The organism is candidate division WOR-3 bacterium (assembly GCA_039804025.1).
Taxonomy (GTDB): Bacteria; Hydrothermota; Hydrothermia; order Hydrothermales; family JAJRUZ01; genus JBCNVI01.
In genome coordinates, this window is record JBDRZP010000008.1 from 1 (window position 1) to 18,680 (window position 18,680).

The 18,680-nt window shown below is 31.1% G+C and carries 19 protein-coding genes and 1 rRNA gene; 4 read left to right on the forward strand and 16 right to left on the reverse strand.

What is annotated here, in order from left to right; translation table 11 throughout:
* From ABIN73_04035 to ABIN73_04050, 4 genes are all read right to left on the reverse strand, one after another.
* On the reverse strand, positions 1-256 hold a 256-nt coding region (locus tag ABIN73_04035), incomplete at its 3' end, for a hypothetical protein (protein ID MEO0268894.1).
* 43 nt (positions 257-299) lie between these two features.
* On the reverse strand, positions 300-896 hold the full coding sequence (locus tag ABIN73_04040; GenBank protein MEO0268895.1) for a hypothetical protein: 597 nt from the start codon (positions 894-896) through the stop codon (positions 300-302).
* A gap of 95 nt (positions 897-991) precedes the next feature.
* Entirely contained in the window at positions 992-1,978 is a 987-nt protein-coding gene (gene hemE, locus ABIN73_04045) for a uroporphyrinogen decarboxylase (protein ID MEO0268896.1), read from the reverse strand.
* Positions 1,975-2,412, reverse strand: coding sequence for a hypothetical protein (locus tag ABIN73_04050; GenBank protein MEO0268897.1), 438 nt, complete (start codon positions 2,410-2,412; stop codon positions 1,975-1,977). The genes hemE and ABIN73_04050 overlap by 4 nt, the downstream gene beginning before the upstream one ends.
* 17 nt (positions 2,413-2,429) lie before the next feature.
* Between ABIN73_04050 and ABIN73_04055 the strand changes: the two genes are divergently transcribed.
* Positions 2,430-2,999 (forward strand): VTT domain-containing protein, encoded by a 570-nt coding sequence (locus ABIN73_04055; protein MEO0268898.1) that lies wholly within the window; start codon positions 2,430-2,432, stop codon positions 2,997-2,999.
* Here ABIN73_04055 and ABIN73_04060 read toward each other — a convergent pair.
* From ABIN73_04060 to rrf, 3 genes are all read right to left on the reverse strand, one after another.
* Positions 2,983-3,483 (reverse strand): pyridoxamine 5'-phosphate oxidase family protein, encoded by a 501-nt coding sequence (locus ABIN73_04060; protein MEO0268899.1) that lies wholly within the window; start codon positions 3,481-3,483, stop codon positions 2,983-2,985. The two genes, ABIN73_04055 and ABIN73_04060, sit on opposite strands and share 17 nt — an antisense overlap.
* Positions 3,484-4,260 carry a M48 family metallopeptidase gene (locus ABIN73_04065; protein MEO0268900.1) on the reverse strand — a complete coding sequence of 259 codons (777 nt, stop codon included), beginning with the start codon at positions 4,258-4,260 and terminating at the stop codon, positions 3,484-3,486.
* Between the two features lie 23 nt (positions 4,261-4,283).
* A 5S ribosomal RNA gene (rrf, locus tag ABIN73_04070) occupies positions 4,284-4,400 on the reverse strand.
* A 112-nt stretch (positions 4,401-4,512) separates the two neighbouring features.
* Here rrf and ABIN73_04075 point away from each other — a divergent pair.
* From ABIN73_04075 to ABIN73_04085, 3 genes are read left to right on the forward strand one after another with little or no spacing between them, the layout of a single operon-like run.
* A complete protein-coding gene (locus ABIN73_04075) occupies positions 4,513-5,706 on the forward strand; it encodes a pyridoxal phosphate-dependent aminotransferase (GenBank protein MEO0268901.1) in 1,194 nt (397 codons plus the stop codon).
* Positions 5,707-5,755: 49 nt separating this feature from the next.
* Positions 5,756-6,220: a NifU family protein gene (locus ABIN73_04080; GenBank protein MEO0268902.1), complete on the forward strand. Its 465-nt coding sequence runs from the start codon at positions 5,756-5,758 to the stop codon at positions 6,218-6,220.
* Positions 6,217-6,537 (forward strand): hypothetical protein, encoded by a 321-nt coding sequence (locus tag ABIN73_04085; protein MEO0268903.1) that lies wholly within the window; start codon positions 6,217-6,219, stop codon positions 6,535-6,537. Before ABIN73_04080 ends, ABIN73_04085 begins: the two co-directional genes overlap by 4 nt.
* A gap of 581 nt (positions 6,538-7,118) precedes the next feature.
* Here ABIN73_04085 and ABIN73_04090 read toward each other — a convergent pair.
* The 9 genes from ABIN73_04090 to ABIN73_04130 all read right to left on the reverse strand — a co-directional run bounded on the left by ABIN73_04090 (position 7,119) and on the right by ABIN73_04130 (position 18,619).
* On the reverse strand, positions 7,119-7,565 hold the full coding sequence (locus tag ABIN73_04090) for a ferritin family protein (protein ID MEO0268904.1): 447 nt from the start codon (positions 7,563-7,565) through the stop codon (positions 7,119-7,121).
* 14 nt (positions 7,566-7,579) lie between these two features.
* On the reverse strand, positions 7,580-8,008 hold the full coding sequence (locus ABIN73_04095; protein MEO0268905.1) for a ferritin-like domain-containing protein: 429 nt from the start codon (positions 8,006-8,008) through the stop codon (positions 7,580-7,582).
* Positions 8,009-8,049: 41 nt separating this feature from the next.
* Positions 8,050-8,544 carry a ferritin family protein gene (locus ABIN73_04100; protein MEO0268906.1) on the reverse strand — a complete coding sequence of 165 codons (495 nt, stop codon included), beginning with the start codon at positions 8,542-8,544 and terminating at the stop codon, positions 8,050-8,052.
* Positions 8,545-8,562: 18 nt separating this feature from the next.
* Entirely contained in the window at positions 8,563-8,955 is a 393-nt protein-coding gene (locus tag ABIN73_04105; protein MEO0268907.1) for a class II SORL domain-containing protein, read from the reverse strand.
* A gap of 194 nt (positions 8,956-9,149) precedes the next feature.
* The gene (locus ABIN73_04110; protein MEO0268908.1) at positions 9,150-9,638 is read right to left on the reverse strand and encodes a hypothetical protein; all 489 of its coding nucleotides are present in this window, start codon (positions 9,636-9,638) and stop codon (positions 9,150-9,152) included.
* 625 nt (positions 9,639-10,263) lie between these two features.
* The gene (locus ABIN73_04115; GenBank protein ID MEO0268909.1) at positions 10,264-10,656 is read right to left on the reverse strand and encodes a hypothetical protein; all 393 of its coding nucleotides are present in this window, start codon (positions 10,654-10,656) and stop codon (positions 10,264-10,266) included.
* Between the two features lie 145 nt (positions 10,657-10,801).
* Positions 10,802-13,315 (reverse strand): SBBP repeat-containing protein, encoded by a 2,514-nt coding sequence (locus tag ABIN73_04120; GenBank protein ID MEO0268910.1) that lies wholly within the window; start codon positions 13,313-13,315, stop codon positions 10,802-10,804.
* A 68-nt stretch (positions 13,316-13,383) separates the two neighbouring features.
* Positions 13,384-16,239, reverse strand: coding sequence for a S8 family serine peptidase (locus ABIN73_04125; protein MEO0268911.1), 2,856 nt, complete (start codon positions 16,237-16,239; stop codon positions 13,384-13,386).
* Positions 16,240-16,249: 10 nt separating this feature from the next.
* Positions 16,250-18,619: a T9SS type A sorting domain-containing protein gene (locus tag ABIN73_04130; protein ID MEO0268912.1), complete on the reverse strand. Its 2,370-nt coding sequence runs from the start codon at positions 18,617-18,619 to the stop codon at positions 16,250-16,252.
* Positions 18,620-18,680 lie beyond the last annotated feature (61 nt).

Genomic DNA, 18,680 nt, shown 5'->3' on the forward strand with positions numbered 1-18,680 from the left:
TTTCAATTGAATAAAGGAAATTGTTAATTTTAACTATTTCCCCTGAATTTACTTTACCTTTTATAAAAAGAGAAATATATCTTATATCACTTTTACCCTCTTTATCGTACTCTATTCTTATGAAATGGTTTTTATATACTGTTTCATAAAAATAGGGGAAATATGGTGGAGGAAATTCTTCCTTTGTTAGATCAAAAACAATAGGGGGGAAAACTTCTAATGAGAATGCAAAGGAGAAAATTAAATTTAAAATCATTTGAAAAAAAAGAAAAGGGGTTTGAACCCTTTTTTAAGATTTTTTATTGAGCGTAAAGTCTGAAGGTGAGAGTGATTGTACTTGTTACAGGTTCATCATCTGCTTCTGCTTGAAATACAAAATCTTTATTATATTTGTTCCACCCGTTAGTTTTTCCTCCTGTATTTAAGTTTAAAGGTGTTGTGGTTAAACTTGTCCAGTTTCCTCCGGGTGGATCAGAACCCTCTGAAGGAGCAGGTTCACCATCTGGAGCAATAAATAACTGGTCAAGAGTAACAGTTGGTGAAAAATTTCCGCTGCCAAAAACCTGAAGTGTCCAGGTTAAAGTAGGAGAATTTGAAAATACCTCTACTACAACACCCTGCGGGTTTGTTGCAGAAGCAGATGTAGGATAATAGTAACCAGGGAAAAGAGTAGGGGGATATATTGTTGATGGACCAACAGGTGTATTTAAATCAAAAGTAAGATTAGCATCCACATATAACCCGATTCTTGCGGGAACTAAAAGTGTAACATTTATATTTATCTGTAGAGAATCCTGAGGAGGGGTTCCACGCAATCTATCTCCTGCAACCCCTGTTATTTTGTTTGAAAATAAAAGGGGTGTTATTAGAGGTAGGATGTATAAAATTTTTTTCATTTTTTAATTTAAATTTTTAAGGATTTGAACCTATTAATAATTAATTTTATTATAAGAGATTTTTTTTTGTCAAATTTTTTAACATTAAATTAAAATTAAATTTTCCAGGAATGAACAGTTTTGATTATTTCTTTGAGTATTTCAATATCAGTTTCAGGTAAAATTCCATGTCCTAAGTTAAAAATGAAACCACTAAAATTTTTTCTTTCCCTTTCAATTTTATCAAGTTCTTCTTTTATTTTTTCAAATTTTGAAAATAAAATTGCAGGGTCAAGATTTCCCTGTATTGAGTGTTTTTTCCCAAAAAATTTAATTGCAAAGTTAATAGGCACTCTAAAATCAATTCCTATTGTTTCGCATTCAATTTCATCAATAATACCTGCAAGATGAGCACTTGATATTGAAAAGTAAATTCTTATTTTTCCCCTTAAATTTTTAAAAATATCTTGAATATAGGGATAAATATTTTTAATATAAATTTCAGGAGTAACTGCTCCTACCCAGGAATCAAAGAGCATTAAAGCGTCGCATCCTGCGTCTGATTGTAATTTTAGAAATTCCAAAATTCCATTTGAGACCTTTTTCATCAAGAAATTCCATTCTTCTTCTTTCCTGTAAATGAATTTTCTTGTTTCCGGAAAATCCCTTTTATAACTTCCTTCTATGATATACGATAAAAGTGTAAAAGGTGCTGCTGTAAAACCTATTAAAGGAACATCAAGTTCTTTTTTTAAAATTTTTATTTCCTCCTCTATGAATTTTAATTCCCTGTAGTCAAAATTTTTTATATTCCTCTTTAATATTTTTGGGCCTTCATCTTTTTCATATTCAAAATCAATTCCAAATCCCCAGAGTATGACAAGTAAATCAGAAAATAAAATTGCTGCATCAAGGTCAAGATATTTAAAAGGTAAAAGTGTAACCTTTGCCGAAAGTGTTGGATTTTTTATAAGTTCTTTCATACTGTATTTGTTTCTCATTTCAGCATATTCAGGTATATATCTACCAGCCTGTCTCATAAACCAAACAGGAACTTTTTCAGGTTTTTGTTTTAAACTGGCTAAGAGAAAATCTTTTTTCATCTGACAAAAATCATTGATAGGTAAATTATAACCAATTGTAAAAGTAAGTTAAGTCTTGCTATAAAAAGAGTAAGTTTATAATATTTAGAAGGCTTCTCTTCAAGTGCTGCTCTTTTAGCAATAAAAAAATCGTGTATGAATTTTAAAATAATTACAACAAAAAAAATTGAAAGTTTTAATTTCATTGTGTTATTTATATAGCCCCATCTTTTCAAAAGAAGATATATACCTGTTAAAAAAAGAATAATTACTGAAATCCAGCTTCCTACTCTGAAGGTTTTTCCAAGTGCTCTAAATCCCGGAACAAGTTTTTCATCCTTATATATTTTTCTTATTGTGTATCCAAAGGAAAAAAATAATAAATTTCCTCCAACCCAATACAGGGCTGAAATTATATGAAGGTAAATGAAAAAATATTCAATTGTTTCTCTCATTGTTTTATAATTATCTTATGTTAAGAAAATTCCTTTTAATTTTTCTAATTTTTTTCTTTTTATTTTTTCTATCCTATTTATTAATAATTCTTTATCCTTACAGTAAATCCCGAATTCTTGAAATAGTTAGAAAGTTCGGTTTTTTTGCTCCTTTTGTTCTTATTTTTTTTCATTCCTTTCAGATTATAGCATCACCTATTCCAGGCCAGGTTTTTCCCTTTCTTATGGGTTTTCTTTATGGAGCCTATTTAGGTTCAATAATGGCTATAACTGGTAATTTAATCGGCTCCTTTACTTCTTATTTTCTTGGAAAGTTTGGTGAAAGAAAGCTTGTAAGTACCAATAAGTTAAAGGTTTTAGAAAATTATAGAATAAAAATAGCTTCAAGAAGTATTTTATGGCTTTCTTTACTTTTTATCCTTCCTATTCCAGGTCTTCCTAAAGACCTTTTATGTTATTTTGCTGGATTTATAGGTGTTAAGGAAAAAGATTTTTTATTATCTCTTTTATTGGGAAGAATACCAATTGAAATTCTATGGGTTCTTGCTGGTTCAGGTATTTATAAATTTTTTATTCCACCGAATTGAGAAGAAATGTGACATCTACCCTTTTTCCCCATCCGAAATGTTTTTCACTTAAAAGAAAAATTTTTTCTATTAAAAACTCAAAAAAGGAAAATTCCCCTCTTTTTTCTATTATATCTTTTAAAGGTAATCTTCCCTCTGCGGTTGGGAATCTTTTAATATAAACTTTTAAACCTTTTAAATTTTCTTTTCCTTTTAAAATTTTTACTTTTCCCTCCATTTGAATTCCCCTTAAGGGTCTTAAAACTTTCGGATAAATAGCAGCGCTTATTTGAGGATTTTTCTCAAGATTTACTGCATGTCTTGTTGATTTCCTTGAAAGGAAATAAATTTTGTTCTTACCGTCCCAGGCAAAAATAACAGGTGTTGCCCAAGGTTTATCTTCAAAGGATGTTGCAAGAACCATAATTTTTTCTTCTTTAAGAAGTTCATAAAGAATTTTTTTTATTTCATCTTTTTCTTCTTTTCTTAACACTTTTAGGTCCATTTATTTTTTACCATATTTGTTTTTAATTTCAGGAATCCATTTTTTGATATTTTTAATTCTTGTATTATGTGAAGGATGGGTTGATAAAAATTCTGGAATTTTACCCTTTGACTCTTTTTCCATTTTTTCCCAGAAATTTAATGCTTTTTCAGGGTCAAACCCAGCTTTTGTCATAAAAATAAGACCCATATAATCGGATTCTTCTTCCTGTTCTCTTGAAAAAGGTAAGAGAACACCAACCTGGACACCTACTCCGTATGCTACTTTTGCCATTTCAATAGTCTGACTTCTTTTTTTCTTTAAAGCCATATCAAGAGTAATACCACCCAGCTCTGCAAGAAGTAATTGGCTCATTCTTTCTCCTCCATGTCTTGCAACAACATGAGCTATTTCGTGACCAAGAACACAGGCAAGTTCATCTTCACTTTCGATCAATTTCAAAAGTCCTGTATATACACAAACTTTTCCTCCAGGAAGTGCAAAGGCATTAATAACTTTATCATTTTCAATTACTCTAAATTCCCAGTTTTCCTTTATACCTATTCCACCTTCACTTATAATTTTCATACCCACCTTTTTAACAAGCTCATTATATTCTTGATTTTCAGAGAATTTTTCAGTTTTAGAAATTTCTAAAAAACTTTCTCTCCCAAGCTCTCTTTCAGTTTCTAAGGGGAAAAGAATAAGCTGCTTTCTACCAGTATAAGGAACAGTTCTACAGGAGAAAAATATAAATACAAAAAAAAGAAAGAAATTTATTTTTTTAAAAATTTTCATATTTTATTATAAAATAAAAAAACCCCGGGCTACGACCTACTCTCCCGTACCCTTGCGGGCACAGTACCATCGGCCCTGGAGGGCTTAACTTCCGTGTTCGGAATGGGAACGGGTGTTTCCCCTCCGGTATGGTAGCCCGAGGATATAATTATAATATTTTTTTTAAAAAATTTCAAGTTTTTATTAATGTGAGTGAATTTATAAAAGAAATTTTGGAATTATTTACAAAGTTTTATATATAATTTTAACCAAATGAAAAATATTTCTCCTGCCTTTAAAAATATTGTGCTTTCAAAAATAGTGAAGATTAGTGAAATTGTTAGAGAGAAAAAGGAAGAATTTGAAAAAAGTAAAGGTAAGCCTTTTATTCAGTTTCAAAGAGGGGATATAGGAATACCAACACCGGATTATATTAAAAAAGCTGTTAATGATGCTCTTCAAAAAGGTCTTACAAATTATCCAAAATCAGGCGGTGAAAATTTCTTTAAAGATGCTGTCATAGAACACTTAAAGGAAATGGGAATAAAAAATATAGGAAGGGAAAATATAATGGCAACTTATGGAGGCCAGGAAGGTCTTCAGCTTGTTTTTTCTCTTTTCAGGGGTTCAAAATGCATTGCCTTTTCACCGTGCTGGAGCTGTATGCTTGATAATATTTTTCCATATTCAGAAACAAATTATAAACTTCTGCCTTTAAAGGAAAATTTTGAAATAGATTTTGAAAAATTTGAGAAAAGTATTAAAAATGCTGAAATATTATATCTTAATAACCCCCATAATCCAACAGGTAAAGTTTTTACTTACGAAGAACTTGAAAGAATAAATTATTTATGTAAAAAAAATGATGTTTTAATTGTTTCTGATGAAGCATATAAAGATATACTGTTTGACGGAAATAAATTTTACAGCATTCTTGAATTTGATAATGAAAATGTTTTATCTGTTTTTACTTTCTCAAAAACCTTTTCTGCAACAGGTTTCAGGATAGGTTATACTGTTTCAAGGATTCCCTCAATAATTGAAAAAATGACACTTGGGGACTACAGTCAAACAGCAGGGGTTGTAACTTTTCTTCAATATGCCTTTAAAGAGGCTCTTTTGAATAAAGAGGAAAGGGAAAAATGGTTAAATAGCTTTTTAAAGGAACTTTCAGAAAGAAGGGATGTAGCTTATGAGGAGCTCAAAAGTTTCATAGATGATGTTTATAAATCGGGTGGAACTTTTTACTTTTTTATTGATTTTAAAAAATTATTAAAAAAGAAAATAAAAGGGAATGTTGAGGATTACATAGTAAATTCTCTTATAGAAGAGGGTGTAGCAGTAACACCAGGTTCGGCTTTTGGTAAAGATTTTTCAGGGTATGCAAGAATTTCAATTTCAACTCTCGGAAAAGAACTTATAAGAGAAGGAATAAAAAGAATAAAAAATTTCTTTTTAAATAATTAAAAAAAATTTAAATTTGAAATTTTTCTAATTTTATATTATAATATTAATTATGAATATTTCCTTAAATTTAGAATCTTTAAAAAAGAATTTTAAGCTTAAGGCTTTATATTTAATTATGGAAAAAGACGGAACTCTTTATCTTGGGGTAAGAGGTGGTAGTGAAGATTTTGAAAAATTTATTTATGACAATTGGGGTGATAAGGTTAAAATTTTTAAAAAGCCTAAGGAAGAGATAAATTTTGTTATAGGTGAGAAAATTTTAGGTTATATAAAAGGTCACGGAGGGGATATTGGAATAGAGGATATAGATGAGGAAAAGGGTATTATTTATGTTGATTTAAAAGATGCTTGTTCTGGTTGTCCCCATTCTGTTTATACTCTCACATCAGGTATAAAAAGGGTTTTAGTTCAATTTATTCCCTGGGTAAAGGAAGTAAAGCCTGTAAATGAAACCAGGGAGCCCCAGTTTAATTTTAAGCTTGTTGAACTTATAAAACAAGGAGGTAAAAAATGATAAAAAATAAAGATAGTCTTTTGAAGGAAATTGAGGATTTTATTTTAAATGATATAAGACCAAGGATAAAGATGAGCCCTGGAATTGAGGATGTGATTGTCTGGGTTAAGGATGTTGATAATAAGAAAGGAACAATTCAGATGGGAGTTGCTCTTGGAGATTCAACTGGATGTTCTCCCTTCTGTGGTTGTGCTGCAAGACAGATAACAGAAATTATTTTTGAAGAACTAAGAAAAAAATTCCCCCAATTAAAAAAAGCAGTTGGAATAGCTGAACTTCCACCTGAAGATTATTTAAAGAAGTGGGCTGAAGTATAGTAAATTCATTAAACAAATAAAAGGTTTTTTAAAAAGGGTAGGTGACGTAATCTTTACAATTTGATTAATATAACTTTAATTAGGAGCATTATAGAAATTTTATTCGTTTGATAAATAAAATGAGGAAAAACAATAAAAAAAAATTTTATATGCCAAGATAATCTCAAGTTTAATGAAAAGTTTGAGTGCTTTAGAGAAAAGGGATGGCTTGGAGTAAATGCCTATGAACCTGCTGAGGAAATAAAAATTGCCCTTTCAATTGATTATGGAGTAATCGTTAAGGATGTTATAGAAGATTCACCTGCTGATAAAGCTGGAATTAAAAAGGGTGATATTAAAATCCTCTTAAAAAGGTTGATATAGAGATTATGAGAAAGGGTAAAAATATGAAAATTGAAGTTACTCTTGGTGAGAAAGAAAAGGAGGAATTTGTTATTGAGAAAACACTTAAAAAAATAATTGAACCTGGTTATTAGTTTGAAATCAGAGAACCTAAAAAAATACATGAGGAAATTGAGAAAGAAAGGAGAAATTGAAAAATTAAGGGAAAGAATTGAAAAACTGGAAAAAAATAAATAACTTTAACCTATATAATCGTCGTAGATAGTTTCGAGTCTTAATTTATGTTTTGCTTCTTCTTTTGCAAGAGAATTAAGCAGATCTTTTATATTTTCATTTTCAAATTTTTCAGCAAGTTCTGTATATAAAGTAAAGGCAAGTTTTTCTCTTTTCATTGCAAAAATTAAAACATCCTGAAAATCAAAATCTTCTTTTAATTCTATACTTATGAGTGTATCTGAAATTTTTAAATCAGGAACTCTTTCACTTTTTGGAGTTAAAATAATTTTTCCTTCTTTAAAATCAATTAGTTTCTGTTTATGCTTTAATTCTTCTTCTCTAAGTTCTTCAAAGATTTTTTTTAAGTGTTTGTCTTTTGTTTTTTCCCTTAATTTGTTATAAATATTGTATGCTTCCTCTTCTTTTTTAATTGCAAATTCTATGATTTCATCTATGGAGTTAAATTTCATAGTTTTATTCCTTTTTATTCTTTATCAAAGTTTTCAAGCAAACTTATAAAAGTATCGTGATGTTCTTCTTCATCTTCCAATATTTCTTTAAAAATAAAACTTGTGGTGTAGTCTCCTTCCTCATCTGCTTTTTTAATTATTTTTTTATAAAGATCAATTGCCATCTCTTCATCTTTTTTATCCTGTTCAAGCATTTCTTTTAGATTTTTTCCCACATTAATGGGAAGAGGATTTGTTGTGGGTATACCACCAAGATAAAAGAGTCTTTCTGCGATTTTTTCAGCATGTTTCATTTCATCAATTGCTATTTTTTTAAATTCATCCTTTATCGCAAAATGTTTAGGTCCACTCCATAAAACATGTTGCCACATATATTGAATACAAACCTGCAATTCAGCTGCTATTGCCTTATTTAAAAGTTCAAGTAGTTCATTAGATGGCATTTAAATATCCTCCTTTTAAAATTTTCAGGATTTGAACCTTTTTAAGGACCTAAATGCATTAAAGGATTTTCAACATCGTAATCTTCAAATTTAAGAGCATTTTCTTTTTCTATCTCAAATATTTTGTAATGTCCTAATTCCATTGAGGCAATATAGTTGATCATAATAGCTGTTTCAGGTTCTTCTTTAAAATATGTAGCAAGAGAAATATAAAAGTCATAGGCGTTTTTCTCAGCCTGCATAGCCATTTCAAAAATTTCACTTATTTTAATTCTTTCAGATTCAATTTTTATCTGGGGTAAGGGAACAGGTGATTTTTCTGGAAGAATAAGTCTTTTTCCTGGAAATCTGTTTCTATAAATTGATTCAAAGGTTTCTTTATGTTTCTGTTCTTCCTGAGCCAGGAATTTCAATTTATCTTTTAAAAAGGCATTTTTAACTTTCTGACTTAAACTTTCATATATTTCTTTTGCTTCTATTTCACTTTTAATAGCAATAGAAAGTAGTTCTTCAAGGTTATATTGTGATAAGTCCATTTTTTAACCCTTTAAAGTTTAAAATTTAATCTCCTTTGAATTTGCCCACAAGCCGTGAATATTACAGTATGAGAAGGCAAAAATTTCACCATTTTTTTCGGTTTTAAAGTCAAAAATAACAATAGGTTCTGTATAGACAGTGCTTGTATCAGGTCCCTGGGTTGAAGAACCGTGAGATAAAAATTCAAACCTCCCAAGATGATAGGGAAATTTTTCACCATCAGGAAGGAAAAAGACATCAATCCATGATATGTGATGTTGGGTGGTATTAGGATGAGGGATCTCCTTTCCAACACTTACTTCAATTCTTATTTTTTCTCCCTTTTTTACTTCACCTATTATTTCTATTACCGGGGAATGTTTTTCTTTTTTCCAGTCAGCACTTTGAAATAATTCTTTAAAGTGGTGCATTTTACCCTCCTTTTTATTTAAAAAAAATTTTACTTCATAAAGAAATATTTTTTCAATAAGAAGAAAAGATGTTGATAGTTTTGATTTATATTACATGGTATCATTAGGATTTTGTAAAAAACTTTTCAGGTGAAATTAAAGTCAGAAACAAAGATGGGTATCTTTTCTATGTATTTTCATAATATATAGGAGAATTAAACTCTTTTAATAACTTCTGATAGAATTATTTCAAGTCTTTTATTTCCCTCGTCAATCATTCTCTGTGTTTCCATTATAAATTTTTCAAGTCTTTTATTTCCTTCATCAATCATCTTTTGAGTTCTTTCAAGTATTTTTTCTGTATCTTTTTTGCTTTCCTCAATCATTTTTTGTGTATCTTTTTTACTTTCCTCAATTATCCTTTCTGTATTTTTTTTGCTTTCTTCAATCATTTTTTGTGTTGCTTCAATCATTTTTTCGGTATCTTTCTTACTTTCTTCAATCATTTTTTGTGTTGCTTCAATCATTTTTTCGGTATCTTTCTTACTTTCTTCAATCATTCTTTGTGTTGCTTCAATCATTTTCTTTGCTCTTTCATCCTCCTTTTGTATGAGTTTATTTGTAAAATAAGATAATATGAGGGGTTGAATTAAGGCAAGAATTCCTAAAATAAGTGCAAGAATATTCACTGTTTCAGTTGTCATATTTTAATTTTAAAATGAAGATTTATTTAAAATCAACTTTTGTAGAATACCATAACAATATTGAATTTTTCTGGCTTAATAAGATTTTCATAAGTGCCTACTACAAAATGTTCTTGTATAGTCCTCTTTAAATCTTTCAACTTTAAAAATCATCCTTTGTAGCCTTGTCGCCTATTTTTTAAACTTTTTTTTCATATTTTAATCTTAAAGCAAAATTTTTCGCACCCTGAAGGGTGCGGCTACCATAAAATTATAGAACCTTTGTTTTTTTGAAAATTAAGGGTGAAGATAATATGAGGGATAATAGAAACAATATTCTAAAAATCTTGTTACTTTATACCTTAAAAGGTGTGACTCCCCAGCAGAGAAGATTTTCAAAAAAATGGTAGGCGCAGGCTTTAGCCTGCGAATTTTTACCTTTCCCCATTATCTAATATCTCTTTAAAATTTTTCATTTAATATTGAATTTTTGCCAATATAAGAAAATTTATTATGGGTTAATTTTGCAGATGAAATTTGCGTCTACCTTGCTCACTACTACATAAAAATCACCATTACACTTTTTGTCTTATCAAACTTTTCCAATTTTCTTCGCAGAGCTCTTTTTTCTTTGTTCAATTTTAAATTATCTAATGAATTTTAGAAAGGTAAAAAATATTAAAGTCATAACGCTTATTTGCCCTACCCAGAATATAAACATCCATTTTATTATGTTCGCATAAGTTTTTGAAATTTTTTCATTAAATTCAACTCTTAACTTTGAAATCTCCTCAGTTATTCTTTTATCAAGTCTTGCTGTTTCTTCAGTTATTCTTTTATCAAGTTTTGCAATATCTTCAGACCTTAATTTGTTAATTTCTTCAATTATTCTTTTATCAATCTTTGCACTTTCTTCAGCAAGTCTTCTTTCATATTTTTCAGTCTGTAACTCAATTAGATCAATTTTCAGTTTTTCATTGGAAGCATTTAAAAGTTCAATCAATGCATCAACGCCATCTTCCCCAAGTTTCTCCCTCAATACCTTTGGAATTGTTATTATTTTTATAATTTAAATTATAAAGAAAAAATTGAAAAAATTCAAAAATTCACATCTATACATCAATTTCTTTTTTGGCACGTTCAAAAACTAAGTAGAGTCTAAATTCCTACTGTTGCTTTAAAATTTATTCAATATTTAAAATCTTTATTGTTTCTGTTTTTTCTCCAAAATTTACTTTTAAAAAGTAGATATATTTATTTAACTCATTCTTTTCTATTTCAATTCGGTGCATTCCCTTTTGAACAGGTCCATAGTTTCTTCTTTCAATTAATGAACCATTTTCACTATAAAAGTTCAAAGATATTTCACAGGGGTTTTTAATATCAAAAACTAAAACAAGGGACTTTGGATTTTGTAAGACATAGAGAATATTATCTTCAACAGGTGGTTTTACCTTTTTAGGAGGGAAATCATAGTCACCAGTCCCGGAAGGACCTTCAAATTTTAAAATAAATGCATCATAATATCCTGCAAATCCCTGATAATAGGCACCACCCGGATTATATGTTGGAAAATTAGTTGAAGAAGTCCATCCTGTTAAAAAAACATTACCATTTGCATCCGTTGTAATTAAATAGCCATAATCATCACTACTTCCTCCATAATAAGTAGCCCATCCTCTCCCTCCGTTGTTATCAAATTTTAAAATAAATGCATCATAATTTCCTCCTCCATATGTTCCTTGATAATAAGCACCACCACCTGGATTATATGTTGGGAAATCGGTTGAAACAGTCGTTCCTGTTACAAAGACATTTCCATTTGGATCTGTTGTAATTGAATAGCCTCTCTCATCACCACTTCCACCGTAATAAGTAGCCCAAAGCCTTACTCCAGAATTATTAAATTTTAGAATAAATGCGTCACCCCCTCCTGCATTTGTTCCCTGGTAATAAGCGCCACCACCTGGATTATAAGTTGGAAAATCAGTTGAATAAGTTTCTCCTGTTACAAAAACATTACCATTTGCATCAGTTGTAATTGATGCGTATTCGAATCCATCAGCACTACTTCCTCCGTAATAAGTAGCCCAAAGCCTTACTCCTGAATTGTTAAATTTTAAAATAAATGCATCAGTACTACCTGCAATTCCTCCTTGATAATATGCGCTACCTCCTGGGTCGTATGTGGGAAAATTAGTTGAGTAGGTCCATCCTGTTAAAAAAACATTACCATTTGCATCTTGTGTAATAGAAAGACAATAATCCCAATTACTTCCTCCGTAATAAGTAGCCCAAAGTCTTTGCCCTGTATTAGTAAATTTTAAAATAAATATATCAGCATTTCCTGCATATGTTTCTTGGTAATAAGCCCCACTTCCTGGGTCGTATGTGGGAAAATTAGTTGAGTAGGTCCATCCTGTTAAAAAAACATTACCATTTGCATCTGTTGTAATTGAATAGCCCATGTCATCACTACTTCCTCCATAATAAGTAGCCCATTGCCTTACCCCTGAATTGCTGAACTTTAAGATAAATGCATCCATATATCCTGCATTTGTTCCCTGATAATATGCACCACCACCTGGATCTTGTGTTGGAAAATTAGTTGAAGTCGTCTTTCCTGTTACAAAGACATTTCCATTTGGATCTGTTGTAATTGAATAACCTCCATCATCACTACTTCCTCCATAATAAGTGGCCCAGAGCCTTTGACCAGAATTATTAAATTTTAGAATAAATGCGTCACCCCCTCCTGCATATGTTCCCTGGTAATAAGCGCCACCACCTGGATCATATGTTGGAAAATTAGTTGAACCAGTATATCCTGTTAAAAAAACATTACCATTTGCATCCGTTGTAATTGAATAGCCATAATCATTACTACTTCCTCCATAATAAGTAGCCCATAGAAGCGCAAGAGGCGGATCAATAATTAAATTTGATTTACGAGTATAGTTTTTAACATCATAAGTAATAAAACCCTCTTCATCTACTTTATATAAAACATGAATATAGGATTTTCCACCTTCATAAGATAAAATTTCACCATCTTCTATTTTCCCAATAGGTGTTGATAAAATAAGCTTATTACCCTCTATCTTATAATCAGCATATTTTACTTTCATCTTTATCTTTGAAATATCTGCATAAAGCTTTATAAGAAACTCATGATGAACCCTCCTATCCTCATATCTCCATACCCAGTCAATCCCAGGATAAATCTCTCTTATCCTTACCTTTCTATAAGTTATAACACCAAGAATTCCATCAGGGCAGGATGTAAGATAATAGTTTGAATAACCTGGTAAGGGATCTTCAAATTCTATATTTTCTTCTTTTATATTTGCATTTATAAGATCAATATCTATTCTTAAATATTTTACTTCTTTAATTTCAAATTCTTCATCCGTTAAATGTTTTTTCACATTATCCATATTTTTTTCTGAATCTTCTTTTTTCATTCCATAAATTACATAAGAAACACCTTTTTGAGTTATAAATATTCCAAGACCAGGAAGTATTGCTCTTATAAGAACTTCTTTTACAGGATTACCTTCAAAATCCTGAACCTGCCCATAGTTTTTTTCAAATCCTACATATTCTCTATTTAATACTACAAATTCCTCAGGTGTTTGATAACCTTCAAGGGCATATAGCCCTGTTAATATACCTACGAGAACCTCTACTTTCTTCATCTTCTTTCAAAAATTTTTTAAGGATTTGAACCTTATAATTTTTAGTATCTTTTATACATTTGGTTTTTTCATCTTATTAAAATTACTTTTTTCTGAAATTTTTGTTTTCCGGTTTGAAGATTTAGAAAATAGATTCCCTTAGCAAGTTTTGTATGAATTTTTAGTTTTTCACCTTCACTTATTTTTCCCCTTGATAATGTAAATATCCTTTGTCCCAAGACATTATACAGGTTTATTTTAACATCAGAAGGTCTTTCTAAAGTGTAATTAATGTGAATTATATTGTCTTTTATGATATTTGGGGATACATTAAAGAAAGTTAATTTGTTATTTCTTTCACTTACTTCTTTTATATGAACCACATTCCAGTATCTTGCATAGGCAGTATCACAGTATTTGCGGAGTTTGGTGAAGGAAGTTGCTCCAAGTATTGCAAAAGCAGTGATTATACTGTCTTGAGAATTTATATTAAAAGGTCCTGCAGAAATACAGGTTGACCAGTCATAAGGTCTATCTGAGAAAAGAACTTTTATTGTTCCGTTCATAAATTGGAACTGGATATTATCAGGTAATCCACCATAAGGATACACATATTGAGCATGATCAATTAAAGAATGATTTATCTTTCCGGAATTTCTTGGTGGGTCAATTACTGCTGAACCCATAACGACACTTCCGTAATACATATAGGCTAAATTCCGAATTGTATCAACTCCTCCCACATTCTGCTGATAATCTCCAATATCCCAGTCAAGAAAGATTGCAGAATACAGATTGTTGACAGTGGTATTTCCTCTATTTTTTATAGTAAATTTATAAATAACAAAATCATCAGCACTTGTGTCTCCCCATGCAAAAGTTTCCTGTTTAACTAAAATATTTTTAGAAGAGGGGTGACCTGAATCATCATAGAGTGCAATTGTGTATTCATCAGAAAAAGGACCTGGTTCATATAATCTTACTTTTCCTTCTGGATCTAATGTTATCCAATCTTGGTCATCACCCTCTTGATTGTAATATCTATCAACAACATAGGATGTAGAATTTCCGATTGCAAAACTGCCGTAAAATAAATGACTCGGAGAAGTTTTTGGATAATGGCAGCCCCTGCCATAAATCATTGGTGGATATGAACTCATATACCCAATTGAACCATGTCTTGTTACAGATAAAACTATATTTCCTGTATCGTGTGTTACATAATCAAATCCAGGTATTCCTATATAAGTTTTAAAGAATTTTGTTGATGAATATCCCTGAGCATTTATTTCAAGAGTAAAAAGAACTTCAGAACCCCATGGAGCATCATAATGAGCAAAAATTTTATAAGGATCATTTGGATTATTTACACTGTCACCTGGATAAATATCTCCAAAAGATGATATGGAATCAATTATTGATACATATGGGCTTTGTGTTTTTAAAACTCCATAAGTATTCACCGCTGGTCTGCCACCTGAGTTTTTTAGATTGATAGTTATATTTGAATTCTCCCCTGGTTCCCATATTCCATTCTGGTTTTGGTCATCTCTTTGGAAAGAAAGTAAATAAATGAATGGTTCATCAGGAGTTGGCGTATTTAAAAGGGCTTTATAAATATTTAAAATACCCCATCCATAATCAAAATTTGGGCAAGGCTCTACTTGTCGAGCAGAATTTACAAGGATGGTGTATAAATCATTTGGAGTTAGGTTTGGATTTTTTTGAAGTAATATTGCTACTGCTCCGGTAACATGTGGGCATGCCATTGATGTGCCACTCCAGGCTTGGTAACCTCCTCCTGGGACAGATGATCGCACATAGACACCTGGTGCTGATATATCGGGTTTAATTAAATTCCAATCAGGACGATACCAATACTGGGGATCATTCCAGGGAGATTCATCAGGAGCAGGACCACGAGACGAAAAATTTGCAATCACATCACTTATATCTGTGGCTCCAACTCCAATAACAGTAGGATAATTTCCAGGTGTATTAGCAGTTCCATAATTTGGACCACTATTTCCATTTGAAAATACAGGGAAAATCCCCATTGATTTCCATGTCAGAATAATTGGCCAGAAATGCAAGTCAAGGCGACCACCACTCCAGGAATTACTAACTGCTCTTATATCAACTCCGCTTTCTTTCCAGTCAACAATCTTTTGCATGCAGGGATCGATCCATTCATAGTAACCTATCCCGCCTGAGAACCCTTTTGCTGTTACAAATTTTACATCAGGTGCAACTCCTATATCATCCTGAAACGGTCCTAAGCCGTCTCCTCCACATATTGTTCCCATCGTATGTGTTCCATGTCCATCATTATCATAAGGAGAAGGTTGTCCATAAACTCCATCAAACCAATAGGGAGAAAGCCATTTATTTTTTAATGCAAGATGGGAGGTATCAACACCTGTGTCAATGTGTCCTATTATAATTCCCTGACCTGTATAACCTGCCATCCAGCAAGAATCTGCTCTAACACGCAGTATATTCCATTCAACAGTTTTTTCTCTCAATTCTCTTTTTTCTTTTTTAATTATACCATCCAGTATTATCTTTTCGTTTCCACATATAAACCATATATCATTTAATTTTTCAAGGGTATAGATCACAGATTTTGTAGCTTTAATATGAAATCCATTAAAAACCCAGAATTTTCTAAGAATTTCATATTCATCGGATTTAAAATTATTTTTCAGGAATTCTATAATTTTATTTTGTGAATTTTCAGCTATACTTTTAAAAATTTTTGCTTTTTCTTTATATGAGAGATTATCAACTTCTTCATAAGGGTATATAGTTGAAAGGTGAACAATGGCAAATACCTTATCCTTATTACCGATTCTTTCAAGTTCTTTTTTTAATTCAGGTGTTATTTTCCCTTCAAAAGGTAAAAAAGGCAAAATTCCAAGAAAATAGAGTAGCAAAAAATTCATAATTTTTCTCCTATTTTAATAAGATAATCTTTTTGACCTCTTTTTTATTTCCTATTGATGCTTTAAGGAAATAAGTTCCGGTTTTTAACTTTCTTCCAAAATCAGATTCACCATTTAAGATGATGAAGTTTTTATCTCTTACATTAAACTTTTTGATAACACTTCCCTTTATGTCAAGTATTTCTAAACTTAAAGGTGAATTAAGAGATTTTAAAAGCTCAGGGTTTAATAGTATTTTAATTTCATTTTTAAAGATATTCTGTGAAAGAACAAAAAGGTTAATTTCCTTATGTTTTTCTTTTTCTGAGATATTAGTGTAGCCAAATCTGTATCTAAAAATACCTCCTTTTGTTGTTACATAAATTATTGAATCCTCACTCCATTCTACTCTATGAATATAAGGAATTGGAGGAACTGGGAATTCTTCCCATGTTAATCCACCATTATATGTTATGTAAAGTTGAGAAGGAGGAGGAGAAATAGCAATTACCTCAAAATAATCTAACAAGTGTGCTGAGTAGTATAATACCCAAGGGTAATTTACACAAACCAAAATAGTTTCAGGAGAGGATGGTTTGAAACAGATATCATGGATATCATTATAGACGGAAGAAGGAAAAGAAGCGATAGGGAAGTAAGTTTCTCCTCCATCCATACTTTTAAAAAGCACCTCCGAATGGTCAGCTGCCAGAATAATATTAGGATTTTGAGGATAAACAGCTATTGCTGTGCCTATCTTGCTAATAAATTCTCCGCTTCTAAAAATTTTCTGCCAAGTTGTGCCCTGATCTTGACTTTTTTTTGCAAGACAAGAATCCCTGTCAGGACCAAATGGGGGACGTTTAGTTACAAAAATTGTCTGGTCTGGACTAATTGTGATACCGGACCAGTATGCTGCTGGAGACAAAATCTGATTAAAAGTCAAAGCACCATCAGAACTTTTATACACGGAGTTTCCTGAATTTGTAACGTATATATTAGAGAAAGTATCCATTACGATTTTCCCAACTCCGTCATAGCTTCCTCCTAAAGTGGATCTATAACTCCATGTTTGTCCTGAATCTACGCTCCTATAGAATTTAGAAGCTCTGCCAATTATATCTGTAGGATATGGGTATGATACATAGATTTCATTTAAATTTTTAGGGTTAATAGCAATAGTATTAAACTTTAAATCAGCATTTAAAATTCCCTGATTTTTAAGTGTCCAGGTTTTGCCTCTGTCATTAGATATAAATATACCATTTGCTAAAGAAGTTACATATATTTTATTTTTATTTAAGGGATCTATTGCAATTCCATAGGTATAAGGGGCTCTAAGACCTTCATTAAGAAGAGTCCATGTCATACCTCCATCGGTTGATTTATATAAACCTTGAACATTTGAAATGTAATATGTAAAGGATTGTGAAGGATCCTGAATAATACGGGAAGCATAAGGAATTTTCATACCAGAGTTTGAAGAAAACCAGCTTTGACCTCCATTAATACTTTTATAAATACCTCCCTTATCTGCAGCAATAAACATTAAATCAGGGTAATCTTTGTCTATGAGTAATTCAGAAAAATAAGAAACTGGAAGTGAATTCCAGGGTAAGCTACCAACTTGAGACCAGTATTCTCCGTTATTTAAACTTTTCAAAACATAAGTTTCGTTTATAGTTCTAGCTAAACAATAAATAACATTACTGTCTGAAGGATGGAAAGCAAAGCCATAACAATATTGGTAGGAACTCTCATAAACCTGAGACCAACTTTCTCCATAATCCGTGCTTTTATATATGACACCATACCAATAACCAGAACCTGATCTTTCACCACCGGCAAAAATAATATTGGGATAAAAAGGATGAATTGCAAAATCCATAACATTTACATCTGAAGGTAATGATAGCTGTTGCCAAGTAAAACCGCCATCTGTGCTTTTAAATCCAGGACCCCCTAAATCTCTATCGCAGATAAAAATTAAGTTATCATTTTGTGGATGAATTCTTATTGGATAGTTAAAAACATCAGTTCCTCCTAACTGAATCCAGGTTTGTCCACCATCCATTGTTTTATATAAACGTGTGTCATAATAAAAATGGAATCCAAGTCCAATAGTTCCAGTAAAAACATAAATAATGTTTTCGTCTTGTCTACTAACAGCTATATCCCAGATGGGTGCAAATGGACCTGAATTAAAAGAAAAAGTATTACCCCCATCAGTGCTTTTCCATATTCCACCGTAATAAGTTCCTAAATAAAAAACACCTGGTGACGGCATATCAAAGGCATAGACTATTGCACCATTAGGAGATATGTTTTCCCATTCTGCCTTCAGGCTCCCAAAAAAGAGGAGCCCTATTATTACTATAAGTTTTATTTTATTTTTACCCATAAAACACCTCCTTTTTTGTATTAAATAATAAATTTAAAAATGCCCAAAATTTTTATTTTTT